The organism is Flavobacterium sp. FlaQc-49 (genome assembly GCF_044005985.1).
Lineage (GTDB): Bacteria > Bacteroidota > Bacteroidia > Flavobacteriales > Flavobacteriaceae > Flavobacterium > Flavobacterium cupriresistens.
In genome coordinates, this window is record NZ_JBIPCS010000002.1 from 702,122 (window position 1) to 728,619 (window position 26,498).

A 26,498-nucleotide genomic window follows, 5' to 3' on the forward strand; every position below is an offset into this window, starting at 1 on the left:
ATGAATACTAATCAAATTGAAGAAAAAATCCACGAACTGGAAAATTGGCTGATTCAAAATCCAAACAGTGTTGAAAGAAATTTAATAGAATCTGATATAAAAAAATTAAAAACCATTTTAGAGAAAAAATCATGAGTAAAAAACAAATCGAAGAACGTATTGCGCTGTTATATCTGGCTCTTCAGTTCTGTTCAGAAAGAAAAAAAACATTTACATCGGGAGAAAGAATCTGCATTAATCAAGAACGTTTTCAATTGATGCACATTCTGGAAAATGAAAGGGCAACTCCCCGACCGGTTTCAAAGGAAATTGAAAGCAAAATAAAATACATTTCACAACAGACATTACTGTACCATTTCAAACCGTATTACGAAGATCCGTTTAAAGAAGAAACTGAAATCGCATCCTAAAATTTTAAAACCTAAAGAAACTATGAACACCTCAACTATTGCGACCAATAAAACCATCGATTTAGCTCAATTTTCTGCTCAACAATTAAAAGAAGCCCTAATAAAAATCGAAAATAAGAAGAATGAAGAAAGAGAAGCGTACAAAAAACTAGTGGCTGAAACAATCCCAAAAGCACTTTTAAAATTGTACAAAACTTCTGAAATGATCAGCAAAGTAAAAACAGAAACGTTTCAGCTTTTTGAAACCATTCTGGATTTAAAAAATCAGGTTTACGGTTTTAAGGAAAAACAAATGTCACATACTTTTTCTAGTGACAAAGAAGAAATTACAATTGGATATCGCATTAATGAAGGCTGGGACGATACCGCAACAATTGGAATCGAAAAAGTTTAAAATTACATTTCATCCCTTTCTACAAGCAAAGAAACCGCTTCTCTTGTCAAAATTGTTTTCAATCTGCTTAAAAAAGATGCAAAGGGAAATTTAAAAGGTTCCAGAGTTCTCGAACTTCAGAAACTTACCAAAGAATTTAATAATGAAGAATTTACAGACGGTGTAGAAATCATTGCATCGTCCTTTAAACCTGTGCGTTCAAGCTGGTTCATTGAGGCAAATACCATTAACGAAAACGGTACAAGAACTACTATTCCACTCTCTATGTCTGCTGTCGATTTTTTACACGGATACGCTTTTAATTTCTTTAACCAACAAAACGAACAAACAAATGCTGCCTAATAATGACATTTATGCATCGTTGCTTTTAGCTTTTTTACTAATTGCAACCAATTTAAAACCAATCCTTATATTTCGTGACTGGTTTCATTTTAAAATAAACACCACTTTTAAACAATACAGAAATGAGCGTAAAAATAAAACCAATAACGGATCATGAAAGCTATGAGGTAAATACTCATACCGTGTTTAAGGACAGCTTTGGAAACTGGAATTCTAAAAATGCTTTGTCCGTCAAGGAGCGTGAGGCTTTTTATCAGTATGAAACTAGTGTTATTAAAAATCCAAGATTTAAAAAACACATTAAAGCGACCTATAAAGGTTAACAATGAGCTCTTTCCTGAATTCAAAATTCTGTAAAAACGCACCGTCACTTTGCCTCTAAACTACGAATTGGTGCTATAAAAAAACAGTGTTTCGCTGTTTAAAAACAACACATACAAAACTATTATTTTCAGACTGCTCTATGTCTTAACGGACTACAGAACAGAATTGTCATGCCTAAACTACGGCCTCAAATTATTTACAAACTTGGGCTATTTGTTTCGCCATCAGAAAAAGCAGAAACCATTTGATTTTAAAAGAAGAATCAAATGGTTTCTGATCTCAACAAAATCAGTACACATTTAGTAAACTATTCTCCTTCAAAAGACAAGGCAGAATTGTTCCTGTCTAAAAATATTTCTTTTCTCTTATTCTTTCACTAATACCACATCCTATTATCATGTCTATATCAAGCAACAGAAGTCTCGGCATTCAAAAAAATAAATTACTACGCTATAAGCTTATCAAAGAATTGTACTTAAAACATAAAACAGAAGATATTCCGACAACTGTAGTCTGGCGTAAATATGTTTATCCAGTTTATCCAATATCACGTACCACATTGTATGAAGTGCTTTGTACGTCGGTAACCGTTGAGCTTAAAAAAATTGAAGAGCTCATGAAAAGCCAAATCAAGCCTTCTTAAATAAATCATAGAAATCAGAATCCGTCCGATTCTAAATTTCTAATGTTCCGCTTTTTTTCCTTTCTAAAACGACCTCCTTTTCTTTTAACCTGAGTTCGATTATTACGTTACTGATTTTTATGTATTGTCGTTTTCCTACAAGGTCAAAAAAGACCTTAAAGGAAACAAATAGATCTATTAAATAATCCGTTGGGGTACTTTACCTAAATATTTTTTAACACATAGAAACATAGATTTGGAAGTTACAATTAGAGAAGTTTTATGAAAATCACAATTTTCTCACATAGTCTCATGTGATTTATTTAAAGTAAAACGTCTTTTTAAGCTTTGTTAACTATGTCTCTATGTGTTAAAATTAATTGCATCCAACGGATATTAAATGCTAACAAACAATAATTTAAATTTTGAATTTTAATCGAGTTCAGGCTTTTAAACAAAGACAATCTCTCATTTGCAAAACAACTCTGTAAAGTCCTAGAATACAAATGTCCGACAGCCTGGCATCCGTTTTTTTAAGGTCTTTTTTTAGTCAATATTTGCAGTCTCAAAAGGAAACAGCTGTCGAAATTAGATCGGAAAATTCAGGCTGTATATTCTTTAAAAAACACTACAGCTGTTTCCCCAAAAACCTTTCTAACCTAGTACAAAATTTTACACAAACATTTAATGGAGCCGTTTTTATACCCCACTCTTACCGCATTTTTTGCCGCATTTATTACCTGGTTTTTCTCGATGAGAAAATCATTAGCTCAAGACCGAGCTGCCGAACTTGACAACGCCGTAAGTGCCGTAAAATATTACCGTGACTTACTTGACGACATTACCGCCCGACTGACCGCTGCTACCGAAACAATAAAAAATATGGAAACACAGCACAGAGAATTAATGCTGATCAATCAGCAGCTGGTAGATGAATTACAAAAATTTAAACAACTAAACGGAAAACAGCAATGACACTAGCTCAAAAAACCTTAGAAATTGCTCTTGCTCAGGTTGGTGTTGAAGAAATGCCAAGAAACAGCAATTCCGGACCGGAAGTAGAAATTTACCTCAGAAGTGTTGGTCTCGGAAAAGGATATCCGTGGTGCATGGCTTTTGTTTACTGGAGCACGCAACAAGCAGCTTTGCAATTGGGAATGAAAAATCCGCTCAAAAAAACAGCAGGCGTATTAGACCAATACAATTCCAGACCGCTACTACTACAAACAAAACCTCAACCCGGTGATGTTTTTATTATCGATTTTAAAAACGGAACGGGACATACCGGAATCGTAGACCGGGTAACGGCTTCTGCCATTTTTACTATTGAAGGCAACACCAACGATATTGGCGGACGCGAAGGCTACAAAGTCTCTAAAAGAAAAAGAGAAATCAAAAGCATTAAAGGCTTTTTAAGACTGTAAAGACCACTAATCAAACCCAAACCACAACATGACCCAAAAACTAAACCGCACTGTTTTTTTGTTTTTTTCAATCTTAGTGCTGGTTTCGTGCAAGAGCCCGAAGCCAGTTCTGAGTGAAGAAAAAACAAAAATCATAACCCTTAAAGAAACGGTACACGATACTTTTTTTAAAATTCAAAAAGACAGCAGTTCCTTCAAAGCATTGTTAGAATGCCAAAACGGGAAAGTCGTTTTTAAGAATGTTACTCAGGCCGAACCGGGGCGCACTTTAAAAAGCCCAAAGGTTCGTCTCGATAACAATAAACTCGCCATAGACTGTGAACTGAAAGAGCAGGAACTCTACGCCCGCTGGAAATCACAGCAAATAAAAGAAACAGAGGTACAAACAATCCGAACGACAAAATTTGTCAATCATTTGACTTCCTGGCAAAAACTACAAATCTGGCTGGGGAGACTGCTCTTTATAGTAGTACTCTTTCTAGTCATAAGATTCGTCTACAAAATTTACAAGCCTTTGTGGTTTCAATAGATAAACTTTTAAAATAACACCTCACAATATGTCAGCACAGTCTCATTTTTTCGTGGAGTCAGGAGGCTTTACGCAAAGTCAGCAACAAGCTTTTGGTCCGCTCTCAAGCCCCAAATTCAACCTAACTTCTCAATTTACTTTAAACGCTCCCAAAAAAGCATATTCCATTTGTAAAGGAGTTGTTTTGATTCAGCCACAAATCAATCCGGAAACCGGAGCGGCTACCGACAAAGTAAACCTTGTACTTCGCCCTTACAAACAGCCATTTCCGGGATTGAATGTAAAGTATTTTGTCTATAGAGGTTTGCAAAGAACTGATTTCTTTACAACAGATTCTGAACCCAAAATTATTCCCCACAACAAAGCTGTAAACTCTGATTTTATCACTAAAATAAACGAAGACTTTATCGCTTTTCATGAAGGTCGTGTGGAAAAAATCGGGGACACCACCACACCAATTCCACCTCCTGCCTTTCTTGCCAAACATATCGGTTTTGACTCAGCAATTCCGGACAGTACTTTGCTTTCCAGTTTGTTTTTTAAAGAATCTGAATTTAAAGATGTCAATGGTAATCTTACCGAAAAAAACAACTTTGAATTACCGTTAATTGATATCGGAAAATCACTGGGGAATTTTGCATCCGGAGAATGTGGAATTGACGTTGTCTTAAATTACGGAGATTATCAGCATAATTTTGATAATGGAGAATTTGTTTTTGATTTAGGGTATGCTCGTAAACCATTTGCTACGATCACCGTTACAGGAACAACTCCTTACAAACAAAAATTAGAGCGCGAACAAAGCACACAATTTATTGATATTGCTGCTTTCTATGGTTTGTTTGTTCCCGAAAATACGGTAAGTATTGTTTCAGCCGGAGCACAAACTAGTAAAAAGGGTACTGAAATTTACAATAGTATCATCAGTAACTTTTACACCAAAAACAACTGGTACGTTTATATCCAGAGCGATCGAACGCGCAGTTATGATTTCTACGAAAACTACAAAATCAAAGAGGGAACTGGAAACCTTAAAACAGGATTATTAGCTGATCCGACAACAAAAGTTGTTCCGATGACTGAAAGTACTTATGGTACATTTGACTGGCCTGTTTTGATCAACGACCAAACACAAGCCAACACAGTTGCAACTAATAGTCTTTATTTCCAACTTTCAACCGACAACAATAATAATGCTGCTTTTTACGGACAGATCGCCAAAGTTGCCAATGCTCAAAAAGACAATTTTATTAATGCCGATGGTCTGCGATTACCACCTGATGAAGAAGGGAATTATGGTGACCTGACTTCAACAATTCAGCTTACTACTCCTGCTGTGCAAGGCAAAAATATTGCTGCACTAAGTATCTTACTTTATCACGGAAAAGTGAGTCTGTACACCGCCGGAACAACACAAGATGAAAATGGAGGTCTTGTCATTTTATACGGACAGACTAACTTTTTTGATGATGTCTTTAGTTTGATCCATTCGGAGCCTTTATTAACCCTAAGCGGTGATAAAAGTTATTCGAGAATGACTTCTGAAAAACTGAACATTGTCAATGCCTTTTACGATAAAAAGCAACAAGGCATTTCGATAGTACAGACGCTGACTGTAAATGATGTGATTGAAACCGGAATTACCGAAAAGCCTGTCGTTGAGCGTGTAACCTATCTTACTGAAGCCGGCGATGTGATGAACAATGCCATCTCTGCCACCGGAAGCACAACTCCGGATACGAAAACAACAGCTTCTGCAAGTGGCACAGTAACAAAGACTAAAACTTATGAGCTACCGGAGCCTTATTACTATGATTTGAAATTGTTTACCGACAGTACCCAAACCATTACAGGACTGCAACTAAAAACCTTAGATGGTTCTACCCCAAACAAAATTATTCTCGGATTAACCCAGGATGAAAACAATAGCATCAAAACATTAATCACCGGCGACAAAAAGAATCCTCGTCTGTTTTTAATTGATCTTTTTGCAGATGGAAATGAATTGGTTTCTCCGGAGAACATCAAATATCAGAAATACAAAGTCGCAATCGTAGCGGAGAACACTGAAGGCAAAAATGAATTGTCTGAACCAGAAAGTCCTGTTTTTGTGTATTCAATTGATCGATACTATCATTTTAGTAAGGGGTATAGTGAGTATATGCCAGAACAAGAATTAGAAAGCACATATTTAATTATAAATAAAGAAATAGAATAATGGTAGTACTTTTATACAAATCAGGCATACCAGTAATGCTTACCGATGATTTCAATAATATCAGGTTCGATATTGAAGGTTTTTTAATTGAATTCACACATAAAACAATTAATAACCAAAAAAATACTGTTTCAAAAAAATATGTTTTTTATAATAAGTCAAAGTTTAAAACGGCTGACAGAAAAAGATCCGATTTAATCGACGGCTTTTACGACGAAAAACAATTTTTAAAATATATTGAAAATACTGGCCCAGATATTCCTCTTGGAAACGATATGATTTATAAGCATAAGTTCAATTTTGATAAATTTATTGCTAAAGCAGGAAACTCCATTTCTGTCAATGTTACCAATTTTGATGCACCTTACAATCTATTTTATGATCGAAAAAAATACAATTTTACTATTGAAAGTACTATAGATAAAAAAGGAATTAGAAGTTATGCCGAATCAACAACAGAAGGTTTTGAAAAAATTGACTATAAATTAAGATTGCCTCTTAACTTTACTTCATCAACTATTGATGTCACAAGTCAAATAAATACGCCAGGTTATCATTTTTATGCTAAAAACTTAGGTGATTTTATTGATCAACATTCTAGCAATTATGACAAGCGAAAGTTAAAAAAAATAACCATACTGATTATTTTTAAAATTAGAGAAATCGTCAAAGATATATTTCCAAATTTATTGATAAATAGTACCTCTGAAGCAGTTTTAGAAGCTACCGCCAATGATATTGATCCCGATTTAAGCAAATTATCTGATCTTGAGCAAATGTTGTTTTTATTGAAAAAAAGTTGGGGATATTATTATGATTCTACTTCTACTTTACCACATAGAAGTACTTTATCTCCAATGTTTAACAAGCAACCATCTTATTCAGATTTAGAATATTATTACATTGCACTAGTAAGTTTCTACAACAAAACCTATAAAATACCACATACATTATCAACATTTCCCCAAGAAATAAAATACGAATATTTACTAGAAGTACTTCCTATTAATGCTCTTTCTGCATTGCCAATTCAGATTATAAAAAAAACATTATTGTTTTTTATAAAAATAAGAAATATTACAGAAACTGAAGAGCAGTTTATTGTAAGGTTGATCTTATCTGTAGTACAAAATCAAGCAAATGATTTTTTAGATTTTCTACTAAAAATGGAGAATGGTGTAAATACAAATTTTGATTGTTTATTTCACATGTTAGATGATGCTAGAATCCAAAGAATACCAATTGCGAGTTGGATTGCAGATGAAAAGACAAATAGAATGGCATTTATTTATGGTATTTATGAATTATGGAAAGTATCAAAATATAATTTGCTTAATGCATCTGATGATGTAAATACAGAATCTTTCTTTTTTACAGATGGAAATAATTATTATAAACATCAAGATGGTCATTTAAAATCAATAGTTCTAGAATGTGGCAGAATTTCATCTGTCAACTCTGGTGATGAAGCAATGCCATTACAAACTAATACGTGGATAAATTACATAACTGATAAAACACTAAAAAAAGAACTAGTAACTATTAATAAAAAAGTTAGTACTACCAATTTATACTTGGGTAGTGATGGCCATTATTTAGGAGACGCTCCAAGTTTAGATAAAAATGAATCAATTCCTACTCAATATCATTTATATCAATCAATAACGCTTCTTGGACATCAAACAGACGATAGAACATTATTGCCAAATAACCAACCAATTCCTGCATTTTTGTTTTACTATTCAGATGATTATAAAAGACTATTAAAAATTGATACTAAAATAGCATTAGCTGTAACCATTGGAATAGAAGTTGTCCTGTTTTTTACTTTTGGAGGTATTACGCAACTAAAACATTTACAACATTTAAAGTATTTTACAAAAATTCGTGCTGCTTTAGGTGGAGAACTAATTGCATCAGAAGAGGTTTTAGTCTGGACAGGCCTTGAAGCTGGTTCATTTACGACGTCAATTACAGCCTCAACAATATATGCTTTGGGTCAATATAATGCTACATTATTACCCACAGAAGAACAAAGAAAAGCACGTGAAGAGACAAATAAAGCCTTCCTCTATATTGCTTTAGCATTTGGCGGAGGAACTATTTATTGTAGATATAAAGCAGCGTCTGCAGCTGAGTATGCTTTGATCGATGCCGCCGGAACAATTGCTATGCCTGCAGAAATAAAATCTGTAATGCAAACACTTCTTGGTGAAAAGGCTAAAGATGTAGTTTCTTTTGAAACAAAATTATCGACATTACCTCAACTTGAAAACATAAATGTAATAACAACTAGATATGCCAACTATAATGATGACCTAAAAAGAGCTTTCTATAGAGATTTTGGTCAGATAAAAGATGTTGAAACTAAATTTTGGAACTCTTTAAACAAAACAAGTACTCTTGACAATTGGGAAACCTTAAAACAGTTAAACGTAATAGAACGAAATGAGATATCTTTTATTTCAAATACTGCTAGAACAAATGCTTATAAAAAGTATTACACTGAAATTCCGGCACGAGAAATTTTAGAAAGAGCAAAAATTAATAGTAGAGCTTGGTTTTTAGATACATTTGTAAATGAAGAAGGGATTTATTTTAATAGATTTGTCGAAAATCCTGAAAAAATAATTGAAATAATAAACGTAGATGGAGTCAAAAGATTAATGTTACAAAATAACAAAGACTTTTGGTTAATAAACAACCTTGATAATAAAACTATAACACAATTACAAGTCCCATTAGAAGCAGGTAAAATTAAAATAATCAACAGTTCTGACGGAGCAAGTTTGATTACAGATCCAACAAAAAAAGTGAAAGCAGTCAGTTTTTTGGCTAATGGTGGTCGCTGGTCTAATGGCGAATTAGTAGAAATACCTGCAATACCATTTCTAAAAAAAACCGTAAGTAGTACTGAAAATGTATATTTGGGTGTTGATCTTGCATTTTACGATATTAAAAATGTAAAAATTACTCCCAAAACTGTGCAGGAATTAGATGGACTATTAATTGATACCAGTACTGGTAAAATTGATAAAATAATTAGTATGAAGTTAGGTTCAGATCAGCATAAGTTTGGGAAAGATAAAATAAAATTAGTGCAATACATGAGAGACTTGCCAGACGAAGGTATTGATCTTAAAAATTATATTTTAAATACTCCTGCATTAAATAACTTGCCATCTAAAATTAAAAATAATGCATTTAGAGCAGAAATAACTTACACTAATTTAAGGACCGGAATTAAAGAAAGTGAATTGCCTTCAGTATTTAGATTAAAAATAAAACCTGATTATAATATCGATGAATTTCTAAAAATACATCCGGAAACGCTTAATACTACTAAAGATATTTTAATAGAAAGTTCATATCAATCACTAAAAAATAAATTTTAAAACCATGGTAAGATCAAGAGCAATATTTTTTGAATATAATGATGAAGAAATTCATTTTGATTTAGGCACTTTTGCGTTGTGTATGTATTATGCTGTACAATTAGATATAGTAAAGGCTAAAAAATTATTTGATGCTACTCTGTCAGAATGGACGTATAGAGTAGATTATGATTTACCCGAAGGTAATTTGACATCCGATAACCAAGAAGCCCATTTTGTAGTTTCTGAAATACAAGAAGCTATCGCTTTTATAAAAGATGATTTAATACCCGCTCTGAATAATGAAAAGCAAGATCTATTAAATCAATATGGAGGTATATCAAATTTTATCAATTTACATGATAGTACCACTACATTTTTAAGATTTTACGGAATATTTGAAAACGATTTTTCTGAAAGTGATGGAGAATCATTAGCTCATTATATGGGGCTTTTAAAAACAGCTTTGCAACATTCGATATACATCAATCAACCTAACATAGTTTATGTTAAATAAAGAGGTATATAAATTTAAAAACAAAAAAGAGAATTTATGACACCACTCTAAAATGTTCCCTTTTATCATGGTTGTTGTATGGCTCCAAAAATATTCTTCTAAAAAGTTTACAAATATCTCTGATTATACACAACTTATTTACACTTCTTAAATCGTGTATCCAGATTGAGCACAAAATCTAAAACACCTCTCAAAGACAAAAATCTTTGAGAGGTATTTTACCACTTACTCTTCTCTCCAAAAAAAAACAATCTAAAAAAACTTGAAAAAAATTAGATTTATAGCCCCCCTTTTTGGCACCTCATAACCATAAGTTCCCCTACTCTATTTGACTTTTTCTAAAGTCAGACTTACCTGGTATACGTTTGTTTTACAACATTGTAAAATAAAACCCCATTGTCATGCCACTAATCCATTTTTAAGCAACTCATTTTGGTTAGAGGAATGCATTTACTAAAACTTGCTTATCTGAACACCAAGATTCGCCAGGATAGCGATGGCGATCCCTTTTATGAGCTCATTAAACGCCTGTACATATTTAAAATCCAAAAAAACTACTCCAAAAATGAGCCAAAATCACAATCGAATTAAAGTAACAACACATCAAAAAATAATCGGCCGATTGGAACTTTTCAATTGTTACGAATGGGTGAAAAAACAAAGTAAAATAATAGTCGATAACTGGACTTTTCACTACATCCTAAAGATTGGAAATTGTGGGTATCTTGCCACAGATAACTACAACTGCAAGAGCAGAAATTAAAGAAAAACAGTTTAAATAGGTGCAGCAAGATGCGTCAACAATTGTATTTAGATAGACGATACCGGAATTACTTTTAAAAATCGTCTTATACTAGCAACTATTCCCTCAAGTACAACCGTCTCTCGTGCATTGTTCCTTTCAACCAATTCCTTAAAAAAGGTAGAGACGATACCATCCCAAAACTTAAAACTACAGAGGTCTTCTCTCTTTAATTAGTCTTCAAAAAGTATACTCCCAACCTCAACAATATCCGTTTGCTTTACAACCTTGTAAAGTCATAGAACAGCAATGTCAGAGCGCTAAGCACAAATTCTTTAAAGTCTAAATTTAGGCTCACCTTTACACTATCAAAAGGGAAAAAGACTTCGCAACTGATCCAATTCAACTGTTTTTTTGGGCTATTATTTAAAACAAAAAAGTAGCAAACCCATCGATCGCAATCCAAATAATGGATTGCTTCTTTGAATGCTTTATTTGGTTGCAGCAACCCGAATTTAATCCTACAACATACGAACAAAATTAAAGTCAAAAACAAATTAGAATATGCCAACTAATCCAATTCCAGCGGTTCCGGTTCCTACGCCGAGGTATTATCCGCGATTATCTGAGATAATCACTGTAGATGATTTACCCGAGTTTTTGTCATTTGTCGAAAACGGTCTAAATTCCATTTTTGATAAGATACATTATAAAAACCTGCAATACTCAAAAGGATATCGTGGTGATTCCGCTTTTTATAGTCTTGATATTGTAACGAGCAAAAAACTGGCTCTTCCTTTGCCATTTGATTTAGGCCTTGTACTAAATCCAAATCTTATCGAAGATACTTCGATCTCCTCTTTTCCAATTACTTTAGAGTATCAATGGGAAATTCTAGCTTTCCTGAAAACGTTCAGTTCAAGCAATTTCTCTTTCTCTGTACAGGATTTTTATACTGTAGGTTTACAAGTTTTCCGCATTAGTGAAGTGCAAGTTGTAGCCCACATGCTGAACATTTTTGTCGAGGCTGAGACAGGAAGAACCAAATTCGAACAGCTTTTAGAAGATATTAATACACTTCAGAATCTTTCCGGAGAACAAAAATTAAAATTCCCTGAGGGTGTCGAACCATCCATTTCTACTGTAATTACACTCATTGAAAACAATACAGCGCTTACAGAATCGGCTTCATTAGTATTGTTTGCGGTTTACATTTTAAGATCCGATTTAAACGAAACGAAACAAAAACTACAGGAGTTCTATGCGATCATTGCTCCCGATGGTATCGAAGCTTATATTAAAAAAATTATCACACCCAAAGCCAAAGCCTCTTTGGCCCTGAGTGCCGGTATTGAATTCCCCCGAAACATTTTAAGACCAGTTTATGGAGACGGTTCTCCATACGGCGATGGCAGCGAAAAGTCAATGTTTGTATTTGGTAAAGCACAATTGTATGCTGATACTGAAGCCGGAATTGGTTATCAACTTGAACTGGGTGGTTCGTTACAGGCACCAAATTATGCCATGATTGCCAACACGGGTTTAATACTCCAATTGGATAGTTTAAAAGTTGATTTAAGTAAAAAAACAAATATCCCCGAGGCTGATGCTGATGGGCGTCCTGCTGATTTTGTCGGAGTATATGCTCGTGCAGTTTCGGTTACTTTGCCTTCAAAATGGTTTCATAACCTGGAAGAAAATCCAGAAAACACAACTCCAACATTAAGAATTGGTGCTTCTGATTTATTAGTAGGTTCAGGTGGTCTTTCCGGAAACATTTATCTGGAGACCGTTCCAAGTACAAAGGGGGCATTTAATTATTTTAACGACAAGTTCAATTTCAATTACCCGATCACTATGTTTGAAAAAAACGATGAAAGTGATGTGGTAAACAAAAAAGAAATTGCTGATTATCAATCTCTACTTGTCTTTTTACAAAAATTAAACAGTAAGGGTGTACCTTATGCTTTTGAGTATCCTTTATCGTTAACAACACTTCCTTCAATAGGTTCAAGTACTGTTGAACCTTCAACAACCTATATTTTTACCGGTCCTAAAGAGTACCAAAACTTCCTCTCGGAATTATACGATAATACCCTTTGGAAAACCATTGGATCTAAAAGCAAAGGTTTCAAAGTCGGTTTCAACAAATTTGACATTTCGTTCAAACAAAACAAGGTAATTGGTTCCAACATAAAAGGTGCATTAGAAATTAATAAATTCAAATATCCATCCAACCATCCTACTAAAGCGGGTCAACCGATACAAGTAGGGGTCGAAGGTCACTTGTACGATGATGGCGACTTTAATCTTACGGCATCATTCCCTAAAGCAGGTGGTCCGGAAGCTACCTTGTTTGATTTTGTGAATTTTAAATTTAACAGTTTCGAACTAGGAAAGGAAGACGATGATTATTACATCGGAACGGGATGTGAGGTATCTTTCCTAAATAAAACAATGAAAAGTCTTATGGGAGACCAGAAGATTATTCTGGAGAAACTTCGTATTTACAGTGATGGAAATATCGAACTTGAAGGTGGAAGTATTCCGATTCCGCTGAATATTTCTTTAAATCTTGGTCCTGTAAAAATGAGTGTGTCTAACATTAACTTTGGCGCTACCCAAATTAATGGTCGTAAATACAACTTTTGGGGATTTGACGGAGCCATCAGTATCAATCCTCTTGGAGTTGATGCTCGTGGTGAGGGTGTAAAATATTATTATTGTACAGAAGAAGGTCACAAAGACAGTTTCTTAAGAATTCAAACCATCGAGGTGGATTTGATGATTCCGGGAACAGCGACAGAAGAAACTGCCGTCGCTATTATCAATGGAATGTTGACTCTTCCTGATCCTGGTGTGGATCAAGAGTTTAAAGGGAAGGTTTCTTTAAAACTTCCACAAGCAAAAATTTCGGGAGGCGTAGATATGCGTTTCATGCCTAAATATCCGGCATTTTTAATAGACGCTCACATTGAACTGCCTACTCCTATTCCGCTTGGATTTATTGCTATTTCTGCTTTCAGAGGTTTATTAGGATTCCGATATGTTGCCACCAAAGAAGCTGCGGGGTTAACAAAAGACGATTCCTGGTACTCGTTTTACAAAACTCCTAAGCCGGGAATAAATGTTGGAAAATTCAGCGGGCCACCTGATTCTATGCAATACAATTCACCATTCTCTATTGGTGCCGGAGCCACATTTGGAACCGTTGCTGATGGTGGACATGTATTATCACTAAGAGCCATGTTATTATTATCGCTGCCTACTCTATTCTATATTGAAGCAGGATTAAATGTGGTCGCAGGACGATTAGGACTTATTGAAGATGATCCTAGCAACCCACCTTTCTTTGCTATGGTAGCATTTGGTGACGATTCCTTAGAATTAGCTGCCGGTGCCGATTTTAGTATTCCTAAAGACAGTGGAGAAATTTTTCAGCTTCAAGCCTTATTAGAAGCAGGGTTTTTCTTTAAAAATCAAAGACCATGGTATGTCAATATCGGATCTGAAAAAGCCCCTATTACAGCGAGAATTTTTAAGATGTTTACTGCCAGGGCCTTTATTATGATTTCTGCCCAAGGAATTGAAGCGGGTGCCCAATTGGATTTTAACGTAGAGCAAAGGTTCGGTCCGGCAAGAGTCCGATTATGGGCTTATCTGAAATTAGGCGGAAAAATTTCTTTCAAACGTCCTCAAATGGGTGGTTATATCAGTGCCGGAGGAGGAATTCAAATTAAACTTTGGATCATTAACATAGAAATTGTTTTAGATACCATATTCTCGGTTGAATCCTTTAAACCCTTCTTAATTTATGCCAGACTGGATCTAAGCGTACGTGTTAAGATTGGCCCTTTCAGAGTTCGCAAGAGGTTCACAGTTGAACTTCAATGGGATATTAACCGAATTATTGATACAACGCCGTATAGTCCACTTCCTATGGGAACCCATGGAGACGGAGCTGACAATAGAACACTGGAAAATGTGAAAGGAGTTCATATGTTAACAAATCAGGCGTTCCCACTTCATTATTTCAATAGTGAACCTACTGAAGGCGCCATTCAAAATATAATTCCGTTAGATACTTATATCGATATTAAAATGGCAAAAGGCTTGCTGCCTAACAAAGAACTTTCTGCAAAAATCGGAGGTTACACAGGCGATGCTAAAAATTATACCGATATGATGCCTCCAATCGAAAAGATAGCCGGCAGGCCGTTACGTCAGGTTAAACATCAATATGCAATTGAATCTATTGGAATAAAATTTTGGAATGGTGTTGCCTGGGAAGAATACCATCCTTTTGAAGCAGTTGTCAAAAATACGACAGAAGCCCGAAATTCTGTTAAGGATTTACCTTGGGCACAATGGCAAAAAGCAATTGACCAATATGACAGTATTCGTGTTTTAGCAACCAATCCATTCTCTTTTTTAAGTGGCGGAGAACCTGGATGGCATATTCCTGAGCAATTCGGAATTACACCTTCTAAATTATTCTGTCAATCGCAGAGTATCGAAGAGGAGTCTACTGATTTCCGCAACAAACTAATTGGGCAGCGCTATTATGTTCCTACCCAGTACGAAGCAGAAAAGATCAACGGATTATTTTTTAAATTGATTGGAGATACTCCGGAAATTGTGGAAAAAAATAAAGTTGCAAATGGTGATTTCATGCACATCACCGGAAAGAGAAATCCACACAGGTACAGAAGATCTTTATCCTTTCAAAATAAAAATCAGCTGGAAGTTATTTTCCCACAATCTGCTGTCGAGCCAACTTTAGAAATAACCACTCAAGCGAAAGAGGTCATGATTAAAGCCTTTACAACTGTTCTTGTAGCAGGAGCAAAATCAGCTGTTTACGAACCTATTAATTTGAGAAAAGCTAAAGATGGAACGATTGAAAATAGTCTGATCTATACTAAAGCTGAATTGCTACAACCGATAAAATTATTTAGCGAAGAAGAGAACCCTCTTTCAAAAACAAAAATAGATAAGATTGTAATCGTTCCTTTATCTGCTAAGGGAAAACGTATTTATGAAATCAGAAATGAGATCGCCAAATTATTTACGGATAGCTATAACAGCGAAGGAGGTAACGTTTCAATCAATTTACCGGGTAACATCCCGCTTTACAATACGTTATTGGCTGAATTAAAAACCTTAAAAGCTGATGCAGGAAATGATGATCTGGCAACGGGAACACCAAGTACGCTTACTTTCACACAATATTACGGATACAGCGGAAAAAACGCTTATGTATTTGACAAAGTGATTAAGTACAAGGACGCCTATGTTGTATCGTTCCATCCGAAAGCGAATAGTGCCACCACTATTCTGTTACAGATCAATCCGGATGGTACTATAATCAGAGAACGTTTTGTAAATGGTGCTGTTACGTCAATGCAGGTGGTAAACGACAATTTGTTGGTAACCTTGGCTCTGAATGCTGCGCAATGCAAAACAATCGGGGAAGCCATTATCGATCTTGATTTTGTTGTAGGCTGTCAATCGCCAATTGCGGCAATGGCGCTTGCTGAATTTGATGAAGACTTGAATTTACATTCCGGTGTACAATATCTGAACAATTATTCTCTAGGTTTTAATAAAGTAGTACCGTTGGCTAACGATGAATTGCTTTGGATCAACACTGTAGAAAACGAAACTCAGATCAATTGGGTAAAAGGAAACGATCGTACCTTGGTGCAACGTGTAAAAATTAATGCAGCCGCAATTAAACTTCTTCAGCATAATGCTACTGAATTTAGTTTGGTTACAAAAGATAAAAAAATTATCCGTTTCCGCCTGGATACTGCTCCATATTCAATTGTTGTAACCGACACAAAAGTACTTTCGGATACTGCCATTTCTGAAATTATTGATGCGGCACTTGTAAACGGGGAAGCTTTTGTTACGGTTAAATTCTCCAACGAAAAATTTGGTTTAGCTCAAATTGCAGAAAATTCAGTAACTATTGTGAAACACGATACCGTTTTTGATTCTGCCGTTTATTTAACTGACAAGGCCATCAACAATAGTTCTGTTTTTGCCTATAGCGAAAAACATTTGTTTGTATTCAACTCAGAATTAAAGCTTACCCGATTAATTTCAAGAAGAGATAAGACAGATGAGAAAGATAACACATCGATTATTGATATTCAAAAAGCATCTACTGCGAACGAAATTATAATGCTCTCTTCTAAACCGAATGAAAAAGGGGCTTATGTCTCCTTGTTTACCGATCAGTTTGAGAATTGCACTTTGTATCCTGAAGAAACTGTTGATGTAACTATTTCTGCTTCTGTTTTAACAACTGAAACGACACTTTTAACAGCACTGGCAGCTGCACAACAGTTGGATTATAACAGAGGAGTCAGGAATTCTAAAATAATTACGGTCAATGATACCATTTGTAACAATGGAGGAAATGGTGTAGAGGATCCTGAGTTAGATTATGCCACATATCTCCATAGTGTGAAATGGCTGAGTAAAGAAAGTTATTTCCACAACACCACTATTCCACAGATCGAGGAGATTAGAAAGGATAACAAAGCCATGGAAAAAGCGATACAAGAGACTGTTCAGCCAATCTGGAGACCTAACACAACATATTACTTAAACTTTGTCTTAACAGATACAGTAAATAATGATAAAACAACAGACTTTAACTATTATTATGGTTTTAAAACCTTAGGTCCAGTTGGACACTACCCTGTTCCGGATCCGATACTTGCTGAGGGTGAAAAAGCACCGGTAAAAAATGAGCTGACCGAATTGTCTAAATCACCGCTGACTTCGTTAAGACAGTACATCGATTATAACCGTTCTTACCCTTATGCTGATGGAAGTTTATTACAATCTAAACCTGTTTTCTACGGAAATGAACAATGTAAGATATCGCTATTTTTCTCAAATCCTTATGTCTATCATTTGTTTAAAAATTGGGAGCAATATGGCAGTAACGATAATGCAATTGCCGGAGCAATAAATCTTGTTATCAAAGATCCTCTTACAGATGTTCTTATTGAATATCCGTTTAAAGATGAAATCACAACCTACCCAATGCCAGATGAAGCTAAAACAGAATGGGTTGATGATAATGATCCGAGAATTCCCGTGGGCATTCAATTACTGAGAAATCTTATCAAAGGAAGTCCTGCCAATGAAATCCCTACCGTCGGAAATCCTGTAATGCAATGTCAAATTACAATTGGAGAAGCTATAAAACCGAAGTCTTATGGTTATAATGCCGTCTTAACTAATTTAAAACCTTCTAAGCTTTATACGGTTTTAGTAAATAACTTCTTTGATGACACGAAAAAAGAAAATGTCAGCAAGAGTAAAAATGTATTGGTACATCAATTCGGGTTCCAGACCTCTCGTTTCAAAGATTTTAAAGAACAGATAAAAAGTTATTATTTAAATGATGATCCATCACACCAGGCATTATATGACATCAATCTTGCTTTAGTTCCGGATCAAATTAACGCTTTATATGGTGTAATCTCGAATAGTCCTGAGACTTTGAGTGACCCTCTTATCTTAAAATACCAGCATTCGTTTGATCGTGCAATCCAGGGAATCTTGAAAATGTCTCCTCTTGATCCGGCTCAAAGTACCGAGGTAAATAAAATTATTGATACTACTACCAATACGATTGTAGCCCTTTTAATTCGTAATCCGGAGCCGTTCAATATTCCAAAAATGCCATTGAAAGAAATCAAAGACACCATCGCAGTTGTAGATATTACACAGAACAGTAGCGGGAAAGTATATACTAAAAAGAAGGATTACCATGTACTGTACTCCAAAGATTATTCACAGGTACTGATCATGCATGCTAGTAAGGTTATTCCAAAAACGCCACTGGATATTGCATTTGATTACAGAATCTGGAATACCGACGGAACACCCTTGACTAAATCTGCTGACAAACAAGACCTACAGTTAAACTTAGGCTCAGCATTAAAATCAGAAAATATAAATCTTTAAAAAAATAAGAAAAATGAGTTCTATAAATCTTCAGGAAAGCCAACTCTCAGGCTGCGAAAAATATATAGCAATCGTTGTTGACGAATCAGGTTCAATTAACGCCAATGAAGCGCAGCAAATCAGAGAAGGGCTGACTTCATTTATCAATTCTCAATCTCAAAGCAACATTACACTTTCATTAATCGGAATGTCTAACAGCGATAACGCTGTTAGAACCGATAATGTTATTCAAAAAAAAGTATCAGGCAATCACCAAGAATTTTCCGATTGGATTAATTCATTTGGTGCAAACAGAGTCAGCACCCAATCCGATTATTGGGCGTCCGGTTTAAATGTTGCCAGTGCTTTGGCAATAGCGCCAGATATTGTTTTTCTTGTAACAGATGGTATTCAGGTAAACAACTCTGAATTATTAAAAGGTTTATTCACTGATTTAAATCAGAGGTCAAGAGTTTTTGTTTACGGTGTCACCAGTACAGCAGACAATGTCAGCGAGTTAACCACACCACTAACTACTTTTTTGGGTAACACACCGGTAGTAAAAAACGGCAGTCTTTCGGCATTAGATGCTGATTATATCAGAGTTCCTGATTTTAGCACTCTGAGAGATGAATTAAATCAACTTACTATCGCTTTATCTACTGCTCAGACCGGTTGTATTCCTAATGTGCGTATTATTGAAAATAAATTAGTTTACCCTGCTTTAAAAAAAGGGGCAAGAATAAGAAAATCAACCGGAACTTTAGTTTTTAGAAACAAAAGCCGCGTTGCTCTTACGCTAAACGCCGGGACAAAAATCCATAGTAAAAGCGATCTAAACGGATTGATTTTTACAATTCAAGACACCATTACGATTCCCGGTTCATCTGTAAGTGAAGCCGCCATTCGCGTAGAAGGAAAACCAGTAAATATTGGGCCCTTTTCTTCTCCGATTACTTTAAACAGTGTTAAAAATCCTTTAGACTTAAGCATTAATTTTAGTATTGGTAATGGGACAGCTGTAGTTGATATTTCTCCTGAAAAAACCAGTCTTCAGTCTACTTATTTACAAATTGCAGCCGCTGGTTCAAGAGGTGTTGACAGTACAAAAGGAATTCACCTGCGTTGGATGCTTGCCGGTAAATTAGGTGATAAACACCTTCCGAAAGGAGATTTATATACCGGTGAAAAATTGGGTCATAATAAACCGGATGACTACGTAAAAGTGTACAGAGCCCCTTATACCAAAGTAAGTCATACACTAAATTTACACGAACCACCAAGCGTTGTCGATAATCTGAAAGGATTATGGATTTATAAAACAAATAATGCTACAAGATCCATTTATGTTTCTTTTCAAAATATAGAAAAGTATGCGTTAGTAAAACGTACGACAGATCCGTTGACAGATCCTGCAGCATTTATAAAGGCCTATGGAAACAATCTGATTAAAATTGAAAACAAAACCGAATTGTTTTTTGCTGCTGAATTAGACTTTACATCCGTAACTACCTCAAGTATAGTGCGATTAGAGACTTTATCTGTTGCCGAAAATACCTTTACCGCCGCTAAGAGAGTTTCCAATCGTCAAACGTATTCTTCGGCACAATTAAATCCAATTCGATTACTTGCCGAAAACGGAAGAAGTATTCAATTTAAGGCGAATAATTGTCTTTTGGGTAAAGTTACTTTTGAATTTTATTCCGATTTCATCTCACACGTCAATAACAACGGAAAATGGTACTTAAAAGGAAAATATGGATTAAGTAAAAATGATACGCAGGTTTTTGAGCAATTAGAGCCAAAATTGAATGCTGTACACGGAAAATGGTTAAAATACAATAATGGCGAGTGTGTAAATATTGCGAATTACAAGGACAAATGGAATAAACCAACGGCCAACAAAGAGGATAGAAACATCCTGCAAATTGTCGAATCGTATATTTTAAAAAGTATAGACCCAAAGAATCCAACTGCAAAAGAAACGATTCCTTTTGGAGATAAGGTTCCGATAAACGACCCAAAAGAGGGCGAGGAACAACTCTATGCCGAAAATTTAACTGACGTTCACCATTTGGATTTATTAAACATTGCTGCAAATGATTATCACGTTGCGCGTATGTTAGGTTTAGGTTGTATCGATATTGATGACGAAGTTCTTTCGGGAGACTTTGTCTATCTTACAGCATACACCACTTTTGGTGATCTGGAGGACGGCAAAGGAGCAAGAGAAGTTGAGCATCTTTCTATGAGTCTTCCTACAGCTGTAACAACAGAACGTCTTCCTCTGCCGGTTCAGTTAAGTAAAATTGTACCCGGTTTAAATGTAACCTCCGATGAAAAACAGACTGCAAAAATTACAGACTCTGAGGGATACAGCTTTGATGGTAAGAAAAGATTTATCAGCATCTTTATGGATGATGTTTCGGATTATGATGCTGTTATTGATACTACTGATGAAACTAAGACTGAATTCTTTAAATCTTCTTTAGAATACGACGGAAGTTCTTTTACATTCCCTATTTATTTAGGAGTTAATCATAAAATTGTAGACCCGAAAAAGGCGGCAGAGTCAGACAAGATTTGGATAAAACCCGAATTATCTTCAGACTTGGAATATTACAATATCAATACCATTCGGGAAGAACCTTCTTTCGAACCCGTTCCGATTATTATCCCGGAATCCGGAAAATCTGTTTTGAATATTCGTCAGGAAATGGTAGGTGACAAAAAATATATCTATCAGGGATATGGTATTAACATTTTTTCGAGAGCTTCAGCAGGAAGGGAAATAAATATTAGATCACACATTAAAGCGGCAAATAACTTAATGCCTCCAACAGGTATTAATTCACTTTTGATTACAAAAGAAAGCCCTTTGATGTTTACATCACAATCTGAACAAGAACGTTTGGGTAAACTCCCAAGCACTCCTGATTCTGATAATACATTAGTTCGAATTATGTTTGATTACTATTCCTCTCAGGAACTGGTAAATTATACCGCTCCGCAGGGAATGTCTGTTGAACAAGCAAGAGATCCTGAAACCATTTATCCTGATAGTGATGAAGTATTTGCCGATCATTTTAGACTGTACTATAAAGACGGACTACCTGAAGCTGAGTATGGAAAAATTGATAGTATTGAGGATAGCCCAACGGATAACCTTACCTCAATTATTAAAATAAAAGAGTACAAAATTCTTAGTAGCGGCGAAGAAATTAAAATTACACTGACCGAAGGGAACAAAAACCGATTTATCGGAGGAATTCTAACAATTGCAGATCAAAACTACATCGTTAATAATATTACTGTTGTTAATAAATCGAAAAAAGTATCCGGGGATCCGGACGAATTTGATCATGCTACTATAACAGTGCTTAAAAAAGAAGTCAGCGAAAGTGTTCACGCTGGTGGAGAGGCAACTATAGATTCTGAACAAATTAAAGCGATAAAAATCCCCGAGAACAGACTATGCGCCCTGGTACAAAACATGCAGACAGCTTCAAACTGGTATAAACCCGATCCGCTTAATTTTAAAGTTGAAATTCCGGCCCGTTTTAATTTTATTCACAGAGAAGTTATTGAGCAAAAGAACCAAAAAACAACGGATTTACAAGTAGAAAAAACGAGGGGAATCTGGGAAAATGCAATAATAGAACGACTTGTGGAAGACGCCTATGAGAAGGATGAAAAAGGAATATATATATTGGATGAAAACAAAAATCCAAAAAAATTGTCGGAGAAAAAACACTTGGGATTATATAAAATTACTTTCTGTAACTTTAATTTACCTCAGCACCCCCAATTTAAAGCCGAAGGCGAAAACTCAGTGGAATGGACTAATGGTATTGTTCGTTTATTTACAAGAAATGCTATCGAAGAAGGAAATCCTGTACGTGTAAAAACCAGAAAAGAATTTAAAGTCGTACGAACAGAAAATATTGGTACAACCGGAGATTTAATTCTTTACATCAATGATACTGATTTTAAACTTGAAAATTATGTTACGCAAAATATGCATCCTAACTATGATGAAATTATTGGCGCAATAGATGAAATTATCAATAAAGATCCTAATGTAACTGCTGATGAACATCGTAAAGCAAAATGTCTTAAAACTCCCGTTTCACAGCTTGTAAACTACTATCCAAGTTATAAAGTGTATCTCTATGCCAGTCCTTCAGATGGTGTTACGAAAGCAAATATTCAGCCCAGAAAAGACGAAAGTACACGTTACTCTATTTTCGGAATTAGTACACATGCCGTTCGACCTACTTTTGAGTACAAATCAAAGATTAGTATTCCTAGTCCGATGTATGCCGTTAAAATTGAAGAACCTATAAAACCCGAAAAAGTAACAGCTGGTAGTTTGTATGCGACAAGACCCGATTTTTACAATCGTTCGACTTTTACTTTTACAACACAATACACTAAAGACCGTAAACCTTATGCTGCCTTACATTATAGAACTAATGAAGAAGCCATTTTTGATGTTTTGTATGAAAGAACAACCATAGATACGATCCGTGAAGAATTAAAAAAACTTGGCGGAAATGAAGAAATTAATTTTAATAAAAGATGGAAGAACTTTTTAGATTTTAATGCTCTTGCTTTAACAGCTAATTATGAATCATTCCCTGCGGAAAATGAATCTGAAATAAGCTACCGATTCCCACTACCGGACAATAAAGAATTTATAAAATTAATAAACGATTTTATCAAATGGCATAATGAAACAAAAAAGCCGGTAATTAAAGCTGAAACAATCGAGAGTTTAACAGCATTGAACAAAATCCTAATTCCTAAAGATCAAGTACTTAAAGACGATTTACTGGCGATTCATTTTATAGAAGAAGCTATTCAATCCACTTTTGTGCCTTTAACTGAAGTTCCTGTTGTTTACGAACATATTAAAGATAATAGTTATGTCCCAACAAACAAAAAGCAAAAGATTAAAGACAATAACGGTAATGCCTTAAAAGCAACTGATACCGCTTTTGACATTGCGCCAATGATGAAAATCGTAGATCCGGTTAATAATATAACACAGTTTACGGACTTTAATCTGGACGGAAATTCGCAAAATATTTATTTCTATGCGGTTCGTGAAATGGACATTAAAATGAACTTCAGTAAATTTAGTGATATTGTTGGTCCGGTAAAATTAGTTGCTTCAAACCCTCCACAAACTCCAGAAATTAAGCGAATTATGCCGGTTCTCGAGAATCCGATTTTAGGAATCAAACCAGCCATTCAGATTGAACTAAATGCATACCAACCGGAATACAAGATCAGAAAAATTAATATCTACCGTGCAACTTCAATGCAAGAAGCACAATCGATACGAACAATGAAGCTTGCTAAAGAGGTTTTAATTAATGAAAATACGTTATCTAATGCGTTTGATAATGTTTGGACTGTGTATGATGAATTTGAAGATCTGGAATTTGTTCCGTTTGGTGACGGGCTTTTTTACAGGATTACGGTTTCACGAGAAATCGATTACGAAGCGCCTAATTCAACTATTGAAAGTCCTATCATTACTATTGATTATACACCATCTCAGCCATCAAAAATTACGGCTACAGTGGTTATGGACAATGTTTCTCCTCAATCACCGGTACTAAAAGCCACTGCAAATACAACAGGAGCAAATGGAGAAATCTTAAAATCTGTTGTTTTTAACTGGGAGAAAACTGTTCATAACGGGAAATACCATCTCTACAAAATGAACAATCAGGGAAATTGGGAAAAAATTCAGGAGAAAGCAGGCAACGACACTACTGTTACACTGCCTCTGAAAACCAAACAGGCAACGGACGAGTTACGTATTAAAAATGAAAATGGAGAAAGAATCTACCATCATTTCAAAATGCTTTCTGAAAACTCATCCGGTATGTACAGTTATGAAGAGAAAATCCTAACCCTTTAAAAAATCCAACAAATACCAATGATTTAGGTCATTGGTATTTAAAACCAGGCCTATCAAATAAATAGTTATAGCAAGAAATAAAATCAAACAACATGGCAACAAGCAGAATTGACATTGGCAGCAAATTTCTAAACGGAGAAGTTCCGTCAGAAAAAGACTTCGCAGAAATCTTTAATAGTTTCGTTCATAAAGACGAAGACAAGGCCGACTTTAAAATGGTCGAAACCGGTACAGATCATGACAGTTATATTACTCCGGCACTTTTAAGAACAGTGTTTCAAAATTCAGGAATCATTTCCGGTAATTGTTATGCTCCTTACAAAGAATATCAGGATAACTTTAGCGGATCAACTATAGAATTAGAGTTTCCTCCTGTTGAAAACAGTGTCAAAGTTTTTAAAAACGGACAATTATTAGAAGAAAAACAAGATTATGATTTAAATTATAAAACGGCTTTAATTAGTTTTAGAGGAGCCATTATGGACCGAAATATTGAAATAAACTATTGGTTTCAAAATCTTGATCCTACCGCAACTAATTCTGATTCTATCTTTGGGAATTCATCTGTCCCTTACAAGGAGACTTTTAGCGCAGAAACCTTTAACAATTCTACCATCACGCTAAAATACCCTCCTCTTAAACTGAGCGTTATCGTATACAAAAATGGTCAATTACTGCGAGAAGGTAAAGATTATGTACAAGATTATGATACTTCTGTACTTACCTTTTCTGCCCCGATAAGTGGTCGCAATATTGAGGTAGATTATTGGTTTAAAAGCTCAATTGCAATAGCAGAACCCGAATTTAATACCAAATATGTTGATTTAACGACCAATCAAACTATCAAAGGAAATAAAGTTTTTGACGCAGCTACAGAAAGTAAGAATTTTGTTAAAACCGGAGGAACAGCCAACCAATATCTTATGGCAGACGGATCTGTATCTTCCTCTACTTCTTCTGATTATGATGCCGGGCATTCTCCTTTTACTCTGGAGACAGAAAGTGGTTATCAAAAACTTAGCAATGGCTTAATACTACAATGGGCATTTCTATCTTATGGCTCTACTTATTACAACTTTCCTATCAGTTTTCCGACCAGAATAGGCAGTATCGTGGTGTCTACTCATAGGGAATCCTCAGGAAATAAAGGTTATAATCACGTTTTTGGACTTTCAACTACAGGATATAACGCAATTATTGATTCAGATTATGGGTTCATGTTTGCAATCGGATATTAATACTAAAAATTTAAAAATAAAAAATAATGTATAAAGGAACATACAACAAAAAAGGAGAGTACACTGGTTTTTATGTTGAAGGAGTACATGAAAATATTCCGCAACCAAATATTGAACTGACTAAAGAAGAATGGCAACAGGCTTTATCAAAAGATTATAAGGTAGTTGACGGGGTCCATACTTACTCTCCTTTCATTAAAAGTAATGATGCTATTCTCGAAAATGTAAAATTAACCAGAAACACATTATTGACTGATAGTGATTGGTCACAAGTGCCCGACTCTCCTCTTTCTGAAGAGAAAAAAGCAGAATGGCAAAAGTACAGACAAGAACTAAGAGACTTAACCACTCTCGATAACCTGGCAACTGTTATTTGGCCTACAAAGCCATTATAAAAAATTATTCAATGTAATCTCTTTAACAGTTTTAAAAAGCAGAAAGCAATCCCGATAAGTTGA

Annotated in this window: 15 protein-coding genes; all 15 read left to right on the forward strand. The window is 35.1% G+C overall.

Going from position 1 to position 26,498, the window contains the following annotated elements:
* Nucleotides 1-135, forward strand: a complete 135-nt coding sequence (locus ACHRV3_RS06290) for a hypothetical protein (protein ID WP_395433675.1) — start codon at nucleotides 1-3, stop codon at nucleotides 133-135.
* Nucleotides 132-410 (forward strand): hypothetical protein, encoded by a 279-nt coding sequence (locus ACHRV3_RS06295; protein WP_047779220.1) that lies wholly within the window; start codon nucleotides 132-134, stop codon nucleotides 408-410. The genes ACHRV3_RS06290 and ACHRV3_RS06295 overlap by 4 nt, the downstream gene beginning before the upstream one ends.
* Nucleotides 411-432: 22 nt before the next feature.
* The gene (locus ACHRV3_RS06300) at nucleotides 433-804 is read left to right on the forward strand and encodes a hypothetical protein (protein ID WP_395433676.1); all 372 of its coding nucleotides are present in this window, start codon (nucleotides 433-435) and stop codon (nucleotides 802-804) included.
* A gap of 192 nt (nucleotides 805-996) precedes the next feature.
* Nucleotides 997-1,146, forward strand: coding sequence for a hypothetical protein (locus ACHRV3_RS06305; RefSeq protein ID WP_395433677.1), 150 nt, complete (start codon nucleotides 997-999; stop codon nucleotides 1,144-1,146).
* 122 nt (nucleotides 1,147-1,268) lie between these two features.
* A complete protein-coding gene (locus tag ACHRV3_RS06310; RefSeq protein WP_395426713.1) occupies nucleotides 1,269-1,469 on the forward strand; it encodes a hypothetical protein in 201 nt (66 codons plus the stop codon).
* Nucleotides 1,470-2,779: 1,310 nt separating this feature from the next.
* Entirely contained in the window at nucleotides 2,780-3,067 is a 288-nt protein-coding gene (locus ACHRV3_RS06315; RefSeq protein ID WP_047779224.1) for a methyl-accepting chemotaxis protein, read from the forward strand.
* A complete protein-coding gene (locus tag ACHRV3_RS06320; RefSeq protein WP_047779225.1) occupies nucleotides 3,064-3,516 on the forward strand; it encodes a CHAP domain-containing protein in 453 nt (150 codons plus the stop codon). Before ACHRV3_RS06315 ends, ACHRV3_RS06320 begins: the two co-directional genes overlap by 4 nt.
* Nucleotides 3,517-3,544: 28 nt before the next feature.
* The gene (locus tag ACHRV3_RS06325; protein ID WP_395433678.1) at nucleotides 3,545-4,045 is read left to right on the forward strand and encodes a hypothetical protein; all 501 of its coding nucleotides are present in this window, start codon (nucleotides 3,545-3,547) and stop codon (nucleotides 4,043-4,045) included.
* Between the two features lie 28 nt (nucleotides 4,046-4,073).
* Nucleotides 4,074-6,263: a hypothetical protein gene (locus ACHRV3_RS06330; protein ID WP_395433679.1), complete on the forward strand. Its 2,190-nt coding sequence runs from the start codon at nucleotides 4,074-4,076 to the stop codon at nucleotides 6,261-6,263.
* Nucleotides 6,263-9,658 (forward strand): hypothetical protein, encoded by a 3,396-nt coding sequence (locus ACHRV3_RS06335; protein ID WP_395433680.1) that lies wholly within the window; start codon nucleotides 6,263-6,265, stop codon nucleotides 9,656-9,658. Before ACHRV3_RS06330 ends, ACHRV3_RS06335 begins: the two co-directional genes overlap by 1 nt.
* Nucleotides 9,659-9,662: 4 nt before the next feature.
* Nucleotides 9,663-10,154 carry a hypothetical protein gene (locus ACHRV3_RS06340; protein WP_395433681.1) on the forward strand — a complete coding sequence of 164 codons (492 nt, stop codon included), beginning with the start codon at nucleotides 9,663-9,665 and terminating at the stop codon, nucleotides 10,152-10,154.
* A 1,306-nt stretch (nucleotides 10,155-11,460) separates the two neighbouring features.
* Nucleotides 11,461-18,888 carry a hypothetical protein gene (locus tag ACHRV3_RS06345; RefSeq protein ID WP_395433682.1) on the forward strand — a complete coding sequence of 2,476 codons (7,428 nt, stop codon included), beginning with the start codon at nucleotides 11,461-11,463 and terminating at the stop codon, nucleotides 18,886-18,888.
* 13 nt (nucleotides 18,889-18,901) lie between these two features.
* Nucleotides 18,902-24,802 carry a vWA domain-containing protein gene (locus ACHRV3_RS06350; RefSeq protein WP_395433683.1) on the forward strand — a complete coding sequence of 1,967 codons (5,901 nt, stop codon included), beginning with the start codon at nucleotides 18,902-18,904 and terminating at the stop codon, nucleotides 24,800-24,802.
* Nucleotides 24,803-24,894: 92 nt separating this feature from the next.
* On the forward strand, nucleotides 24,895-26,040 hold the full coding sequence (locus ACHRV3_RS06355; protein ID WP_395433684.1) for a hypothetical protein: 1,146 nt from the start codon (nucleotides 24,895-24,897) through the stop codon (nucleotides 26,038-26,040).
* A 26-nt stretch (nucleotides 26,041-26,066) separates the two neighbouring features.
* Nucleotides 26,067-26,435, forward strand: coding sequence for a tail fiber assembly protein (locus tag ACHRV3_RS06360; protein ID WP_395433685.1), 369 nt, complete (start codon nucleotides 26,067-26,069; stop codon nucleotides 26,433-26,435).
* Nucleotides 26,436-26,498: the final 63 nt, after the last annotated feature.

Bases quoted from the DNA above. Each gene is read 5' to 3' on its own strand.
- ACHRV3_RS06290 (WP_395433675.1), top strand. From the start codon at position 1: ATGAATACTAATCAAATTGAAGAAAAAATCCACGAACTGGAAAATTGG.
- ACHRV3_RS06295 (WP_047779220.1), top strand. From the start codon at position 132: ATGAGTAAAAAACAAATCGAAGAACGTATTGCGCTGTTATATCTGGCT.
- ACHRV3_RS06300 (WP_395433676.1), top strand. From the start codon at position 433: ATGAACACCTCAACTATTGCGACCAATAAAACCATCGATTTAGCTCAA.
- ACHRV3_RS06310 (WP_395426713.1), top strand. From the start codon at position 1,269: ATGAGCGTAAAAATAAAACCAATAACGGATCATGAAAGCTATGAGGTA.
- ACHRV3_RS06315 (WP_047779224.1), top strand. From the start codon at position 2,780: ATGGAGCCGTTTTTATACCCCACTCTTACCGCATTTTTTGCCGCATTT.
- ACHRV3_RS06320 (WP_047779225.1), top strand. From the start codon at position 3,064: ATGACACTAGCTCAAAAAACCTTAGAAATTGCTCTTGCTCAGGTTGGT.
- ACHRV3_RS06325 (WP_395433678.1), top strand. From the start codon at position 3,545: ATGACCCAAAAACTAAACCGCACTGTTTTTTTGTTTTTTTCAATCTTA.
- ACHRV3_RS06330 (WP_395433679.1), top strand. From the start codon at position 4,074: ATGTCAGCACAGTCTCATTTTTTCGTGGAGTCAGGAGGCTTTACGCAA.
- ACHRV3_RS06335 (WP_395433680.1), top strand. From the start codon at position 6,263: ATGGTAGTACTTTTATACAAATCAGGCATACCAGTAATGCTTACCGAT.
- ACHRV3_RS06340 (WP_395433681.1), top strand. From the start codon at position 9,663: ATGGTAAGATCAAGAGCAATATTTTTTGAATATAATGATGAAGAAATT.
- ACHRV3_RS06345 (WP_395433682.1), top strand. From the start codon at position 11,461: ATGCCAACTAATCCAATTCCAGCGGTTCCGGTTCCTACGCCGAGGTAT.
- ACHRV3_RS06350 (WP_395433683.1), top strand. From the start codon at position 18,902: ATGAGTTCTATAAATCTTCAGGAAAGCCAACTCTCAGGCTGCGAAAAA.
- ACHRV3_RS06355 (WP_395433684.1), top strand. From the start codon at position 24,895: ATGGCAACAAGCAGAATTGACATTGGCAGCAAATTTCTAAACGGAGAA.
- ACHRV3_RS06360 (WP_395433685.1), top strand. From the start codon at position 26,067: ATGTATAAAGGAACATACAACAAAAAAGGAGAGTACACTGGTTTTTAT.